The sequence below is a fragment of the Mycobacterium kyogaense genome, assembly GCF_003254575.1.
Lineage (GTDB): Bacteria > Actinomycetota > Actinomycetes > Mycobacteriales > Mycobacteriaceae > Mycobacterium > Mycobacterium kyogaense.
Genome location: NZ_QJUA01000051.1, coordinates 16,476 through 31,116 on the forward strand (window position 1 = coordinate 16,476; position 14,641 = coordinate 31,116).

13 protein-coding genes and 1 rRNA gene are annotated in these 14,641 nt (G+C 70.8%); 2 read left to right on the forward strand and 12 right to left on the reverse strand.

Going from position 1 to position 14,641, the window contains the following annotated elements; all coding sequences use genetic code 11:
• Window positions 1-40: 40 nt before the first annotated feature.
• Both DMB80_RS28860 and DMB80_RS28865 read left to right on the forward strand, forming a co-directional pair.
• Entirely contained in the window at window positions 41-1,348 is a 1,308-nt protein-coding gene (locus DMB80_RS28860; protein WP_205538884.1) for a hypothetical protein, read from the forward strand.
• A complete protein-coding gene (locus DMB80_RS28865) occupies window positions 1,333-3,180 on the forward strand; it encodes a hypothetical protein (RefSeq protein WP_205538887.1) in 1,848 nt (615 codons plus the stop codon). Before DMB80_RS28860 ends, DMB80_RS28865 begins: the two co-directional genes overlap by 16 nt.
• Before the next feature lie 22 nt (window positions 3,181-3,202).
• Here the strand turns inward: DMB80_RS28865 and xerD are convergent, their stop codons facing one another.
• From xerD to rrf, 12 genes are all read right to left on the reverse strand, one after another.
• Window positions 3,203-4,162 carry a site-specific tyrosine recombinase XerD gene (gene xerD / locus DMB80_RS24575; RefSeq protein WP_111512253.1) on the reverse strand — a complete coding sequence of 320 codons (960 nt, stop codon included), beginning with the start codon at window positions 4,160-4,162 and terminating at the stop codon, window positions 3,203-3,205.
• Window positions 4,159-4,791, reverse strand: coding sequence for an NUDIX domain-containing protein (locus DMB80_RS24580; RefSeq protein ID WP_205538890.1), 633 nt, complete (start codon window positions 4,789-4,791; stop codon window positions 4,159-4,161). The genes xerD and DMB80_RS24580 overlap by 4 nt, the downstream gene beginning before the upstream one ends.
• Window positions 4,784-6,535, reverse strand: coding sequence for a CTP synthase (locus tag DMB80_RS24585; RefSeq protein WP_111512262.1), 1,752 nt, complete (start codon window positions 6,533-6,535; stop codon window positions 4,784-4,786). The genes DMB80_RS24580 and DMB80_RS24585 overlap by 8 nt, the downstream gene beginning before the upstream one ends.
• Before the next feature lie 95 nt (window positions 6,536-6,630).
• The gene (locus tag DMB80_RS24590) at window positions 6,631-7,569 is read right to left on the reverse strand and encodes a copper transporter (protein WP_111512254.1); all 939 of its coding nucleotides are present in this window, start codon (window positions 7,567-7,569) and stop codon (window positions 6,631-6,633) included.
• Window positions 7,570-7,579: 10 nt separating this feature from the next.
• Window positions 7,580-8,764, reverse strand: coding sequence for a putative cytokinetic ring protein SteA (gene steA, locus DMB80_RS24595; protein ID WP_111512255.1), 1,185 nt, complete (start codon window positions 8,762-8,764; stop codon window positions 7,580-7,582).
• A 93-nt stretch (window positions 8,765-8,857) separates the two neighbouring features.
• Window positions 8,858-10,633 carry a DNA repair protein RecN gene (recN, locus tag DMB80_RS24600; RefSeq protein ID WP_111512256.1) on the reverse strand — a complete coding sequence of 592 codons (1,776 nt, stop codon included), beginning with the start codon at window positions 10,631-10,633 and terminating at the stop codon, window positions 8,858-8,860.
• Window positions 10,633-11,556, reverse strand: coding sequence for an NAD kinase (locus DMB80_RS24605; RefSeq protein ID WP_111512257.1), 924 nt, complete (start codon window positions 11,554-11,556; stop codon window positions 10,633-10,635). The genes recN and DMB80_RS24605 overlap by 1 nt, the downstream gene beginning before the upstream one ends.
• On the reverse strand, window positions 11,553-12,362 hold the full coding sequence (locus DMB80_RS24610) for a TlyA family RNA methyltransferase (protein WP_111512258.1): 810 nt from the start codon (window positions 12,360-12,362) through the stop codon (window positions 11,553-11,555). Before DMB80_RS24610 ends, DMB80_RS24605 begins: the two co-directional genes overlap by 4 nt.
• A gap of 5 nt (window positions 12,363-12,367) precedes the next feature.
• Entirely contained in the window at window positions 12,368-12,523 is a 156-nt protein-coding gene (locus tag DMB80_RS28275) for a hypothetical protein (RefSeq protein WP_162938696.1), read from the reverse strand.
• 13 nt (window positions 12,524-12,536) lie between these two features.
• Window positions 12,537-13,556 (reverse strand): HAD-IIA family hydrolase, encoded by a 1,020-nt coding sequence (locus tag DMB80_RS24615; RefSeq protein WP_111512259.1) that lies wholly within the window; start codon window positions 13,554-13,556, stop codon window positions 12,537-12,539.
• Between the two features lies 1 nt (window position 13,557).
• Entirely contained in the window at window positions 13,558-14,382 is an 825-nt protein-coding gene (locus DMB80_RS24620; RefSeq protein ID WP_111512264.1) for a tetratricopeptide repeat protein, read from the reverse strand.
• Window positions 14,383-14,521: 139 nt separating this feature from the next.
• Window positions 14,522-14,634 (reverse strand): 5S ribosomal RNA (gene rrf, locus DMB80_RS24625).
• Window positions 14,635-14,641: the final 7 nt, after the last annotated feature.

Sequence of the window (14,641 nt, forward strand, 5' to 3'; positions counted from 1 at the left end):
GGCCGAGAACGTGGTCCCGAACTTCGACGAGGGGGCTGGCATGGCAACGGGCGCGGGAACGACCAGGACATCGGCGCACGGCGGACGGCATCGCAAGAATCGGGCCGAACGACGTGCGCTGGCAAAGCGACTGGCCGGAGGCGCAGCGGTCAACGCCGCGCTCGCCGCCGGTGCGCTCGTGACGATGGGCACGGCCACGGCAGAAGCTGACACCACCCCCACCTCGGTGACGTGCACGCCCAGCGACGGCGCCGACTGCCCGAGCGCCTTCGGTCCCGCCGTCCACAGTGCCGGCGGTGTCGGCCCCCGCGCGCTGACCCTCGACGAGGCCGGGCCGGCCATTCGCCTGTTCGGGCCCGGCGGCGTGCTGATCGGCAACGGGCTCGACGCCACCGCACTCGATCCGTCCTGCACGGCGGGCTGCGTCGGCGGCAACGGCGGCCTGCTGTGGGGCAGCGGCGGCGCCGGCGGTGGCGGCGGTGCCGCCGGTCTGCTCGGCTCCGGCGGAGCGGGCGGAGTGGGCGGCACTGCCGAATCGCTGGGCGGGGACCTGGTCGCCGGACCGCAGGTGCTGGTCAGCAGTGTCTTGAACAGCCCGATCCTGCCGACGCGCCGCGACGACACCTACCAAACGCTGTTCACCGTGGTCGCCGGCACCGCGACCGGCGGTGCGGGCGGCACCGGCGGTGCCGGCGGAGCACTACTGGGTGACGGTGGGACCGGTGGACAGGGCGGCAATGCCCTCACGGTGTCCGGTGTCAACGCCGCGACCGGTGGCGATGGCGGGGCCGGCGGCATCGCGTCACTCCTCGGCGCAGGCGGCACGGGCGGTGCCGGCGGTGCAGGTGTGAACACCGGCAGCGAGACCCGCATCGACAGATTCACGCAGACCTTCACCAAGCCCCGCTTCGGCGGCTCGTTCACCCTGTCATCCACGTCGCCGACCACCAGCACGACCGGTTTCACCGCCGGAGCGGGCACCGGCGGTGACGGTGGCGCCGGCGGGGACGCCGCGCTCGTCGGTTCCGGCGGCGCGGGCGGGGTCGGCGGGGCCGGCGTCTCGAACTCGACCACCACGGGCGTCGCAGGAACAGGTGGCACGGGCGGCGCCGGTGGCGCCGGCGTTCGGCCGCGGGCGACGGCGGTGCGGGCGGAACCGGCGGCGCCGGATACGGCGACCTGCTCGGTATCGGTGGCGACGGCGGCGCCGGAGGATCGGCGGAAGGCAACGGGAGCTCCGGTGGCAGCGGCGGGACCGGCGGCCTGGGTACGTCCGACGGTGTCGGCGCCACCACGACGACCATCGAATTCCCGAGCGTCATCCGCGATTTCGTGGCCGACAACCTGACCGGCGGTATCGACATCCTTCCTGCGGCCGTGTCGGCATCCGGCGTCGGCGGCAACGGCACCGGCATCGGCGGAGCGGGCGGCGTCGGCGGTGACGGCAAGTCGTACGGCGGCGCAGGCGGAGCCGGCGGGGCGGCCGACGCGACACAGACCGCGATCGGCGGCGCCGGGGCGGCCGGCGGTAACGGCGCCGTGGCGGGAGGCCGCGGCGGTGACGGCGGCGCGGCGACCGCGGACGGCACCGCCGACGTCGAAGGAGCACTGCTGCGGATCCTCGGAATCACGGTCGGGACCGTCGCCGCCGATGGCATCGCCGTCGGTACGGCCACAGGTGGTGCGGGTGGGTCCGGCGGCACCGGGTTGTTCGGGGGCCGTGGTGGTGACGGCGGCGCAGGCAACGGAAACCTGACCGGGGTCGGCGGCGCAGGCGGCACCGGCGGCACCGACACCGAGGACACGGAGGTTGCCTTCGGCGGGCGCGGCGGCGACGGCGGTTCGGCGACCGGAGGGACCACATTGGCCGACGCCAATCTCTCCGGCGGTGTCCCGCTGCTCGGGCTGTCGTTCGACGAGCAGGTGCCGCTGCCGGTCGGCCACGCGACGGCGGGCCAGGGTGGCGATGGCGGAGACGGCAGCGTCGCCGGCGGTACGGGGGGTACCGGCGGCACCCGCTATCACTCGAATCCGTTCGACCTGCTCGACGACGATGCGTTGACCCAGCTCCTCTCGGCAGTGCTGGGCGGCGGCGGCATCGACTTCGACATCAGCCAGCTCGCCGGCATGATCTCAGCGGATGAGGCTGACGGTGGCAACGGCGGCTCCGGCGGGATCGTCGGCGGCAACGGCGGGACCGGTGGCAAGGGCGTCTTCGGAATCGGTGGCCTGCTCGGCCTCGCCGGTGATGGCCTCGACGTCGGCGAGCTCCTCGGCGGCCTCGAGATCGGCGGCGTTCCCGTCGGCGATCTGATCAGCGAGCTGGGCATCGACATCGGCTCGTTCACGATCGGGACCGGCGGCACGGGCGGTACGGGTGGCGACGGCGGCGTGTTCGGTGGCACCGGCGGCACCGGCGGCGGCACCGGCAACTTCATGGAGAGCCTGCCGTTCCTGACCACGATCATCGGCGTCGCCGGCAACGGCGGTGACGGCGGTGAGGGCGGCTCGGTCGGCGGCAACGGTGGGACCGGCGGCAACGGCATCGCGCTCGGCATCTCCGCCGGCGGCGACGGTGGCAACGGAGGAAACGGCGACACCGCTGCGGGTTCGGGTGGCTCCGGCGGTTCGGCCATCGGCATCGTCGACGCAACCGGTGGAAACGGCGGAAACGGCGGGGACGCGACGACGTCCGGCGGTGCGGGCGGCACCGGCGGCGGAGCGGTCGCGGTCCTGACAGGTCAGGGCGGCGACGGCGGCGACGGCGGCTCGGGCACCCGACCCGGACGCGGCGGCAACGGCGGCAGCAGCATCACCGTGACCGACGACAGCGCCGGCGGTGACGGCGGCGATGGCACCACCAGCACCGACGGCTCGACCGGATCGAACGGCGGCAGCGGCGGCTCCGCGGGGAGCATCTCGGGCGACAGCGACGGCGGAGACGGCGGTGACGGCGCCGACGGCACCACCCGCGGTGGCCGCGGTGGAGACGGCGGCTCCGGATCGAGCGCCGAGGGAACCGGCACCGGCGGTGACGGCGGCAACGGTGGCTCACCCGACGGGCGCGGCGGCTCCGGTGGCCGGGGCAGCGATACGCGCGGGAACGCGGGGAGTTCGGGCTCGGATTCGGGTTCGTCGAGCTCGCGCTCGTCGAACGCAGGGTCGTCCGACTCCGACTGACGCCGATACGCGAGGTGTGGGGCTAACGGGCCCGCGGATGCGCGCCCGCCCACACCTCGCGTAGTGCGTTGACGGTGACCATCGTGTAGATCTGCGTCGTCGTCACCGAGGCGTGGCCCAGCAGTTCCTGCACGACGCGCACGTCGGCGCCGCCGTCGAGGAGGTGGGTGGCGAACGAGTGGCGAAGGACGTGCGGGGAGACGGCCGCGGTGATGCCGGCGCGATCGGCGGCGTCCTGGAGCACCTGCCATGCGCTCTGCCGGGACAGGCGCCCGCCGCGCGCGTTGAGGAAGATCGCGGGAACACCCCTGCCACGGCGGGCCAGGTCCGGCCGGGCCCGCACGAGGTAGGCGTCCAGCGCGGCAACCGCGGGACGGCCGATCGGGATGAGCCGCTGTTTACCGCCCTTGCCGTGCAGCAGCACCGAGCGGGCGTGCAGGTCGATGTCGTCGATGTCCAGGCCGACGGCCTCCGAGATTCGCGCGCCGGTCGAGTAGAGCAGCTCCAGCAGCGCCCGGTTCCGCAGCGTCAACGGCCCGTCCGCCTCGCTGTCCCCTCCCGCAGCCTCGAGCAGCGCCAGCACCTCGTCCAGCGTCAGGCTCTTGGGTAGCCGCCGGCTCGGGGTGGGCGGTTTCACCTCACGGGCGACGTCGAGCGTGGCGATGCCCTCCGCGGCGGCGAAGCGGTGCAGGCCACGCACCGCGATCAAGGCGCGCGCCGCCGAGACCGCCGACAGCGCGGGCACACCGTTGTCCGGATCGCCCTGGCGCAGCGCGACGAGGAACTCGCTCACGTCGGGCTCGGTGGCGGCCGCCAGATCGGCGACCCCACGCGAGGACAGGTGCTCGACGTAGCGGCGCAGATCCCGGCGGTACGAACTCAGTGTGTTCGCCGCGGCGCCGCGTTCGATCGCCAGGTGATCGAGGTACCCCTGGATCTGTGCCTCGAGGGTGGAGCCGACAGACGAGAACGTCTGGGTCACGCAAGTCCCTTCCGCCGTGCGAACGCCGTGGGCCTGTCGGTCCACGGCGCGTCGACGGCGCGGAGCGCATCGATGCCGGGCATCGCGTGCGCGGCCAGGATGCCGGCGACGGAGATCGAGTTGACGATCTCCCCCGAGTACACCCTGGCGACGGCGTCTTCGAGCGCGACACGCTCGACGACGAGGTCGGCTTCTTCGTGCTCGGCCTCCGGGCGGCCGATCTCGCGCAGCCCGGTCGCGAGGAACACTCGCACGCTCTCGTCGCTGAACCCGGCGGCGGTGTCGAGGTCGACCAGCGTGTGCCAGGTCTCGGCAGCCAGCCCGGCCTCCTCTTCTAGTTCCCGCGCCGCGGACACATGTGGCGGTTCCCCGCCCATGTCGAGCAGGCCGGCGGGCAACTCCCACAATCGGCGGCCGAACGGGTGCCGGTACTGGTAGACCAGCACGACGCGGCCGTCGTCGTCGAGGGCGACCACGGCCACCGCGCCGTAGTGCTCGACGATCTCGCGACGCGCCGTCGATCCGCCCGGCATCCGAACCTCGTCAGCGCGCAGGGCGAAGATGTTGCCCACGTAGAGCGTCTCCGACGCCGCCACCGAGAAGTCGTGGTTGCCGGGGCCGTCACCCACGCGCGGGAGCGTCTTCCAGGGAGTGCTTGGCGCCGTTGGTCTCCCGTTCGGGAACCTCAGGAGCCTCGGGAATGTCGACGGGCAGCCGTTCGGCGTTCTTGTAGTCCAGCGACGCACCGACGAACGCCACGAACAACGGATGCGGTCGCGTCGGCCGGCTCTTGAGCTCGGGATGCGCCTGGGTGCCCACCAGGAACGGGTGCACCTCGGGGTCGTACTCGACGAACTCCACCAGGTGCCCGTCCGGTGACGTGCCCGAGAACCGCAGGCCGCTCTTGGAGATCTGCTCGCGGTAGGCGTTGTTGACCTCGTAGCGGTGCCGGTGCCGCTCGGACACCTGGGTCGACTGATACGCCTGCGCCACAATCGAATCCGGGGTCAGGACGGCCGGGTAGGCGCCCAGGCGCATGGTGCCGCCGAGGTCTGCTTCGCCCGCGACGATCTCCTGCTGGTCGGCCATCGTCGAGATCACCGGGTCAGGGGTGTCGGGATCGAACTCGGCCGAGCTCGCCTCGGCCAGCCCCACCGACCGCGCCGCTTCGATCACGATGCACTGCAGTCCCAGGCACAGGCCGAGGACGGGCAGGCCCCGGCGGCGGGCGTAGCGGATCGCGCCGATCTTGCCCTCGATGCCGCGGATGCCGAAGCCACCGGGGATCAGCACGCCGTCGACGTCGGCCAGGGCTGCGGCCGCGCCCGTGTCGGTATCGCAGTCGTCGGAGGGCACCCAGCGCATCTCGACCCGGGCGTGGTGGGCGAAACCGCCGGCGCGCAGCGCCTCGGCCACCGACAGGTAGGCGTCGGAGAGGTCGATGTACTTGCCCACGAGCGCGATCCGCACGGTCTCGCGTGGCTCGTGCACACGGCGCAGCAGGTCGTTCCACTGCGTCCAGTCCACGTCGCGGAACGGCAGATTCAGCCGGCGCACGACGTAGGCGTCGAGCTCTTCGCGATGCAGCACCTTGGGGATGTCGTAGATCGAGGGCGCGTCGGGGGTCGAGATGCAGCCGTCGATGTCGACGTCACACATCAGCGCGATCTTGTTCTTCAGCCCTTCGGGCACGTCCCGGTCGCAGCGCAGGATCAGCGCGTCGGGCTGGATGCCGATGCTGCGCAGTGCCGCCACCGAGTGCTGGGTCGGCTTGGTCTTGAGCTCACCGGAGGGCGCCATGTAGGGGATCAGCGAGCAGTGCAGGAAGAAGCAGTTCTCCCGCCCGACCTCGTGGCGCACCTGCCGGGCGGCCTCCAGGAACGGCAGCGACTCGATGTCGCCGACCGTGCCGCCGACTTCGGTGATCACCACATCGGGGCGGTTGCCGTCGGCGTCGGGCTCGGCCATGGCCAGCACCCGGTTCTTGATCTCGTCGGTGATGTGCGGAATCACCTGCACGGTGTCACCGAGGTACTCGCCGCGGCGCTCCTTGGCGATCACTGACGAATACACCTGTCCGGTGGTCACATTCGCGTATCCGGTGAGGTTGCGATCCAGGAAGCGCTCGTAGTGCCCGACGTCGAGGTCGGTTTCGGCGCCGTCCTCGGTGACGAACACCTCACCGTGCTGGAACGGGTTCATCGTGCCCGGGTCGACGTTGAGGTAGGGATCCAGCTTCTGCATCGTCACCTGCAGGCCGCGCGCGGTGAGGAGCTGACCGAGGCTGGACGCCGTCAGACCCTTACCGAGAGAAGACACCACCCCACCGGTCACGAAGAGATGTTTGGTGGCGGTCTGCGGATGTTTACGCAGTGGCTTCGTTTGGCCTGGCACGGAACTCCACCCTAACAGCGACTGCGACGCCGCGTCACTGACACGCGGATCGGTGGGTAGTCACTACTTCAGGGCTACTGAGGAACCGTGACTGCGCTGGCGCCCTGCCCGGTGCCGTACTGACCGGGTGTGCCGCCCGCGACCAGCGCGCTCAGCGCGAGCACGGTGGTGATCCGGCCCGACTCCCGGTCGACGTCGTCGACGGTGCTCATCGCGCTGTTCAAGGCGTTGTCCGACCGGGTGACGGCGACCGCGGAGGTGCCTGATGCACCGTCGCGGCCGGCGAGCACGACGCCCGCGCCGTGGGGAGCCAGGCCGGCGGCGAACCGGGCCACCGTCGCACCCTGGTTGCCGGCGTCGTCGCCGAGACCGCCACCGGTGACGACGACAGCGGCGTCGGCCGCGCCGACGCGCTCGGTGCCATAGGTGATGAACCCGGTGTCGCGCAGCGCGGACAGCACGGTGTCGCGCTGATCGTCGTTGACGGGCGGCGCCTTGGGGTCGCGGTTGGTCAGCAGCGTGATGCCGAGCAGATCGCCGGCTTGGGAGCCCTGGTCGACGGTCGTGGTGCTCAGCTGCGTGCCCGCCGGCACGATCGGCGAGTTCACCACCGAGAGCAGCTTCTCGGCGGAGTTGGCGTCGACGAATTCCTGGGTCAGCGCGATGGTGCCGCTGACGCGCCCACCCGCCTCCCCGACGAGGCGGGCGACGGCGTCGACGTCGTCATCGGCGGCGTCTGGGGTGCGGAACAGCACCACCGACTTGTTCGCCAGGCTGTCACGCAGAATGCGCGGAGCCATCTGTGCGTCGAAATCGCCTGCAGCGCTGAGCTTTTCGTTGAGCCCGTTGCGATCGTTGGTGAGCGTGTCGATCTCGGTCTGCATCTGCGCCTTGTCGTCGCGCATCCCCGACAGCACGGTGTTGGACAGTAGCCCCGAGCCCAGGGCGATACCGAGGGCCAGCGCCAGGAACACGGCGGCCAGCGAGATGGCGTGCGAGCGCAGCGAGATCACGTCGACCCTCCTAGGCGACCAGACCCTGGACCCACAGCAGGAACTGATTCCACGTGTGGGTCATCCATTCGAGCACTGCGGCGTCGGCGCGCGACACCCACAGCGCGGCGATCACCGCGATGAGCATCGCGAGTACCAGCAGTGCGATCGCGCCGCCGGAGACGCGGCTGCGGTACAGCGTCGCAACGGCTTTGGCGTCGACGAGCTTCTCCCCCACCTTCAGCCGGGTCAGGAAGGTGGACGGGTTGCTGCGCTGGCGGGTGCGATCGAAGAACTCCTCGATGCTGGCGGTGTGGCCGACGGTGACGATCAGCGATGCTCCGTGGTGGTCGCACAGCAGCAGGGCCAGGTCGGCGGCCGAACCCGCGGCGGGGAACGTCATCGCGCCGACACCGAGGTCCTGGATGCGCTCGAGACCGGCGGCGTGACCGTCGGCGTCGGCGGGCAGCACCACCTGCGCACCGCTGCGCAGCGCCTCGGTGCTGATCTTGTCCGGGTCACCCACGATCAGCGCCGGACGATAGCCGGCCTTGCGCAGGACGTCGGCGCCGGTTCCGACCCCGACGAGCACCGGCTGGTACTCCTTGATGAACGGTTTGAGCGCCTTGAGATCAGCGGCTGCGTGGTCCTCCTCGGCGACGACCACGACGTGGCGCCGATTGAGGTCGACGTCGATGTCGGGGATGCCGATGCCGTCGATGAGCAGCGGGCTCTCGCTGCGGATGAATTCGATCGAGTTGCCTGCGAACGCCTCGAGGTGCGCGACCAGCCCGCCCTTGGCTTCCTGCATCATCTCGTGGATGTCGGCGTCGGTGCGCTCGGTGCCCAGGATCAGACGGCGGTCACCGGAGTAGACGCCGCCCTCGTTGATCCGGATGCGCGCGCCGTCCTTGACCTTCTTGAAGACCTCTTGGCCCGTGTCGTCGACGAGCGTGATCCCGTTGGCCACGAGCACCTCGGGCCCGAGGTTCGGGTAGCGCCCCGAGATCGACGACGACGCGTTCACCACCGCCGCGATGTTCGCCTCGACCAGAGCGTCGGCGGTGACGCGGTCGAGGTCCTGTACGTCGATGACCACGATGTCGCCGGGGGTCACCCGGCGCAGAAGTCGGTCGATGTCGCGGTCCACCCTGGCAGTGCCGGTGATGCCCGGCCGTGAACTGGCGTTTCGGGAGAGCAGCGCTGACATCTTCATGGGGGGATTCTGTCCAGCAACCCCGGAGATCTGTCGGAGGCGCGCCGTAACATCAGCCTCAGAAGTCTCTTCTTTTCGCACCAGTCACAGAGCCTAGGCCGGCACCTCACGCTCCTGCCGCGCCGCATCCAGCAGTTCTCGCGCGTGCGCACGACCGCTGTCGGACTCCCCCAACCCAGCCAGCATCCTGGCCAGCTCGGCGACCCGGTCGTCTTCGCCGAGGCGGCGCACACCGCTGGTCTTGGCCCGCGTCGATGTCGCCTCCGCCTGACCCTCGATGACCAGGTGCACGTCGGCGTAGGCGGCGACCTGGGGCAGGTGGGTCACGACGATCACCTGATGGGTTCGGGCCAGCCGCGCGAGCCGACGCCCGATCTGCACCGCGGCGCGTCCGCCGACCCCGGCGTCGACTTCGTCGAACACCATCGTGGTGCCCTCCGTGGACGCGGCCAGGACCACCTCGAGGGCGAGCATCACACGGGACAACTCGCCGCCGGAGGCACTCTTGTGCAGCGGCAGGATGTCCGATCCCCGGTGCGCGGCAAACCCGAATTCCACTGCGTCGACACCGTCGCGGCCGGCGTGCACCACATCGCCCGACGCCAGCGTCAGCGGCGCGCTGTCGTCGGGGCGCGCCGCCAGCGGACTGACCGCGATGGTGAACTGTGCACCGGACATCGCCAGTCCGCCGAGTTCGGCGGTGACGGCCTTGGCCAACCCCTTCGCAGCCTTGACCCGGGCCTTGGTGACCTCGGCAGCCGCCGCGGCCACGGCCCCGGCGAGGTCGTCGACGCGGCGCGCGAGGCCGACCATCGCCTCCTCGGAGACGTCGAGCTGGGCGAGCCGCTCGCGAGACGTACGCGCCCAGTCCAGTACGCCGTCGACATCGGGGGCGTACTTGCGGGTCAGCGAGCGCAGCTCGGCCTGGCGCGCCAATTTGGTCTCCAACGCGCTTGCGTCACTGGGCAATTCGGACAGGAAGTGGCCGAGCTCGGCAGCGACGTCGACCACGACGGTCAGCGCTCCGTCGAGTTGCCCGGCCAGCGCCTTGAGCGCGGCGTCATCGGTGTTCTCCAGCGCCGAGCGGGCCTGCCCGACGGCGTCGACCGCCGAGGCGCCCTCCGCGGCGGTGTCGCTGTCGCCGGAGAGCACCGAGCGCGCGGTGTGCACCGCCTCGCGCAGCGCGTCCAACTCCGACAGCCGCCGGATGTCGGACACCAGCGACTCGTCCTCGCCCGGCTGCGGCGCGACCGCATCGATCTCTTCGATGCCGAACTGCAGGCGGTCCGCCTCCTGGGCCAGCTCACGGGCGTGCCGGCGTCGCTCCTCGAGATCCGTGCGGGCGGTCAGCCACTCATCGCGCGCGGTCCGGTAGCGCTGCAGCTGCGCGGTGACGCCGGCGTGGCGGTCGAGCGCGCCGCGTTGCTCGTCCGGACGCATCAGGCGCAGCTGGTCGTTCTGGCCGTGCAGCGTGAGCAGCTCGCCGGTGAATTCGCTCAGCGATTTGGCGGGCACGCTGCGGCCCCCCAGGTACGCGCGCGACGGCCCTTCCCGGCTCACCGAGCGGGCCGCGATCACGCTGCCGTCGTCGTCGCGGTCGGCGCCTGAGGAATCCAGGATGTCGTCGACCCGTGCGACTGCGTCGGCACCGAGTTCAGCGGTGACGAATCTGCCCTCGACAACCGCCTTGGGCGACCCGGACCGGACCCGGGCGGGGTCGGCGCGGGCGCCACCGAGCAGATGCAAACCCGTCACCACCATGGTCTTGCCGGCGCCGGTCTCCCCGGTGAGCACCGTCAATCCACCGTCGAACTCCGCGGTCGCCGCGCTGATCGCGCCCAGCGACTCGATCCGAATCTCGGCTAGCACTAGGGTCCGCGCCACCCCGTGACCGGCAACCGGAACTTACGCACCAGCCGGTCGGTGAACGGCGCGCTGTCCAACCGCACCCACTTCAACGGGGTGCCGCATCGGGTCACCTCGAGACGCCCACCGGCAGGCAGCACCATCTCCCGCCGGCCGTCGCAGAACACCAGCGCGTCATGGCCGGAGGCCTCGATCTCGATGGCGATCAGCGCGTGGGGGCTGGTGACCATCGGTCGGGCGAACAATGCGTGGGCGTTGTTGGGCACCACGATGATCGCCTCCAGGTCAGGCCACAACACTGGCCCACCGGCGGAGAACGCGTAGGCAGTCGAGCCGGTCGGGCTCGACACGAGCATGCCGTCGCAGCCGAAGGCCGAGACCGGGCGGCCGTCGACCTCGAGGACCACGCCCAGCACGCCGAGCCGCGGCCCCTTCTCCAGGCTCGCCTCGTTGAGCGCCCAGCCGCGGTCGAGCAGTTCGCCACCCGACCAGACGGTCACGTCGAGCGTCATCCGTTCCTCGACGCGGTAGTCGCGACGGACGATGTGGTCGAGCACGGTGTCGATCGAGTCGGCTTCGGCCTCGGCGAGGAAACCGATCTTGCCGAGGTTCACTCCGAGCACCGGTATCTCCACGTTGCGCGCCAGCTCCGCGGCCCGCAGGAACGTACCGTCGCCGCCGAGCACGAGAACGAGCTCGCAGCCCTCGGCAGCACGCTGATCGGCGTCGACGACATCCACGTCGACGCCGAGGGCCGCCATGGCGGACGTCCGGCGCTGCGGCGATCCGCGGTCGACCGCCTCGGCGGAAAGGACGCGCAGGGCGATGTCGTTGTCGCTGAACACCTTTGCCACCCGCCGCGCGACGTCGAGGGCGTCATCGCGGCCGGTGTGCACCACCAGGAGAACGGTGCGTTCGGCTGTCATTGCGGGCCTTCCTCGACGGCGCGGCGGATCGCGGTCTCGAGCGCGTCGCCCCGCAGGGCCTCCGTCGTGTCGGCGCGTAGATGCAGAAAGTACTCGACGTTGCCGGCCGGGCCCGGTAGCGGGCTCGCGGTCACGGCGACACTGTGCCACCCCAGGGTCTGCGCGGTCGCGGCGACCGAGCGGACCGCGTCGATGCGCAGCAGCGGATCGGAGACCACGCCTCCCGCGCCCACCCGATCCTTGCCGACCTCGAACTGCGGCTTCACCATGGGAACGATATCGGCGGCCGACGACGCACACGCAGTCAGCGCCGGCAGTACCGTCGCCAACGAGATGAACGACAGGTCGGCGACGATCAGGTCGACCGGTCCGCCGATGGCCTCGGCAGTCAGCTCCCGCACGTTGGTCCGCTCCATCACCGTGACCCGGTCATCGGTGCGCAACGCCCACGCGAGCTGCCCATATCCGACGTCGACCGCCACCACTTCCCGTGCGTCCCTGGTCAGCAAGACCTCGGTGAAACCGCCGGTGGAGGCGCCGGCGTCCAGGCAACGACGCCCCTGTACCGCCACCTCGAACGCGTCGAGCGCCCCGATGAGCTTGTGCGCACCGCGCGACACCCAGCTCGGTTCGTCCGCGGCCTCAACCGTCAGGTTCGCACTCACCGCGATGGCTGTCGCGGGCTTCGCGGCCCGCATGCCGTCCACGCTCACCCGGCCTGCGCCGATCAGCTCAGCTGCCTGCTGGCGCGAGCGGGCCAGCCCACGCCGAACCAGCTCGGCGTCCACACGAGCGCGCCGCGTCACGCGGATCAGCCTTTCTCGACCGATTCCAGCGCGCGCACCAGCAGATCGTGCGCCTCCTCCAGGCGGGCGGCGACGGAGTCCAGATCAGCGTCGGTGGGTTCGGTCGGCTCTCCGAGGAGGTCGGCAACCTGGGCGCGGAGCTGGTCGGGTTCGGTACTCATGTCGAGTGCCACGCTAGTCGATGTCGGGGCCGAGCAGGGACCACCGCTGCGCCGCCTCGTGGGCCGCGTCGTCAGCCGCGCTGATCGTGGTTCTGGTGCCGGGCTCGGTGTCTGCCGCCCAGACCGCCGCGGCGATCGCGCGGACGATGGACAGCGCGTCCCCGGCGTCCTCGCCCGTCGAGGCCACCATCACGGCATCCTCCCGGCACTCGACGCGCCAGGCGCGGTGCGGACCGACCCGCAATCCCTCCGCGTCGTCGGTCAGCGCGCGGAGGTCCTCGGCGATCATGTCCGGCCGCTGATCGGCGACCGCGAAGATGGCGTCTGCGGCGTCGTTGACGCCACACAGCACCATCAGGCTCGGCAGCCCTGCGGCGTGGGCTCCCGCGATGTCGGTGTCGAGTCGATCGCCGATCATCAGCGGCGAGTCGAAGTCACCGCGCGCCAACGCATCCGCCATCAACGCAGGCGCCGGCTTACCGGCCACCTGGGGATCCTGATCGGTGGCCGCCCGCAAAGCAGCGACCATCGAGCCGTTACCCGGCAGCAGGCCCCGCTCCGAGGGCAGTGTCTTGTCCACGTTGGCGGCGACCCACAATGCGCCTGCCCGGACGGCGAGTCCCGCCTCGGCGAGGTCGGACCAGGCGGTCTGGGGTGAGTGTCCTTGTACGACGGCCACCGGCTCATCGGCGAACTCGCGCACTGGCTTCAGGCCGGCGGCCCGCACCTCGTCGGCGAGTGAGTCGGTACCGACGACGAGGACCTTGGCCTGGTTCGGTAGTTGCTCGGCGAGCAACCGGGCTGCGGTCTGCGCGCTGGTCACGACGTCGTCAGCGGTCGCACTGAAGCCGAGTTCCCGCAGATGCTCGGCGACCTGGTCGGCACTGCGGGAAGCGTTGTTGGTGACGAAGAGTCGGCGGGCCGTCAGGGCGCCGAGAGTCTCCACCGCGCCGGGAGTCGGCTCGTGTCCCCGGAAGACCGTGCCGTCCAAGTCGAGCAGCAGGCAGTCATGAAGATGCGCAAGGGATTTCACGTCAGGACAGTTCCGTGATCCGCTCTTCGGCGTCGGTGACACCGTCGGTGTCCGCCGCAGCCGCCTTGAGGAACCACTGCAGCGCGTCGTCGCGACGGTCGAGCGCCAGCAGTGTGTCGGCATACACGTAGAACAAGCGGGCCGCGGTCTGGCCGGTACGTGCGGGATCCAGTTGCGGGGTGGACAGCACAGCGAGAGCCTGTTCGTGCTGACCGAGATCGGAGCGGGCACCGGCGACGACGATGCGTAGCTCGTCGGCGTCGTCGCCGCTCAGCTGCGCAGCCTCGGGACTGCGGCCGAGTTCGATCGCCCGCTCGGGTCGGCCGACACCTCGTTCACAGTCGGCGATCATCGCCAGAAGTGGTGAGCGACTGCCCATTCGACGGGCGGCCCGCAGTTCGGAGAGCGCCTGTGCCCAATCACCACAGGCGTACGCAGCGATGCCGACGGCCTCGCGCACGGCCGCGATGCGACCCGAGCGGGCGCGCGCAGCCCTGGCGTGCTCCAGTGCCGCCTCGGGATCCTCGTCGAGCAGTTCGCCGGCCGCCACGAGATGGCGGGCAACGGCATCAGCGGTGGCCCGATCGAGGGTGGTCAGTTCGCCGCGAATCTCGGGAGCGAGCTGTTTGGCCTCGATCTCCGGAGGAATGGGCGGTCCGGTGGGTTTCGTCTCGTCCTGCGTTCTGGGTTGCGCAGGACGTGCGCGATGCGGACCCGAGCTGCGCGGCGCCGAGCGCTGATCGCGGCGGGGCCCCTGCCTGTCGCCGGCCGATCCGCCGCGGTGGGGCCGGCGGTCGCCGCGGCCGGCCTTATTGTCTTCGGGCACCACAAAAGGATACGGCCACAATCGGCGACACCACAATTGCGCCGATTTCCAATGCGCAGAATGCAATAGTGAGCGCCGAAATAAGTGCCCCGAAATAGGAAATCGCCCCCCACGAAAGTGGGGGGCGATTCCAATGTGTGTTCGGCGGTGTCCTACTTTTCCACCCGTGTGGGTAGTATCATCGGCGCTGGTAGGCTTAGCTTCCGGGTTCGGGATGGGTCCGGGCGTTTCCCTGCCGCTATGGCCGCCGTAACTGTAT

What these genes read in the sequence shown, in the direction of transcription:
- DMB80_RS28860 (WP_205538884.1), top strand. Translation starts at nt 41, where the DNA reads ATGGCAACGGGCGCGGGAACGACCAGGACATCGGCGCACGGCGGACGG.
- steA (WP_111512255.1), bottom strand. Translation starts at nt 8,764, where the DNA reads ATGAAGATGTCAGCGCTGCTCTCCCGAAACGCCAGTTCACGGCCGGGC.
- DMB80_RS24605 (WP_111512257.1), bottom strand. Translation starts at nt 11,556, where the DNA reads ATGACAGCCGAACGCACCGTTCTCCTGGTGGTGCACACCGGCCGCGAT.
- DMB80_RS28275 (WP_162938696.1), bottom strand. Translation starts at nt 12,523, where the DNA reads ATGAGTACCGAACCCGACCAGCTCCGCGCCCAGGTTGCCGACCTCCTC.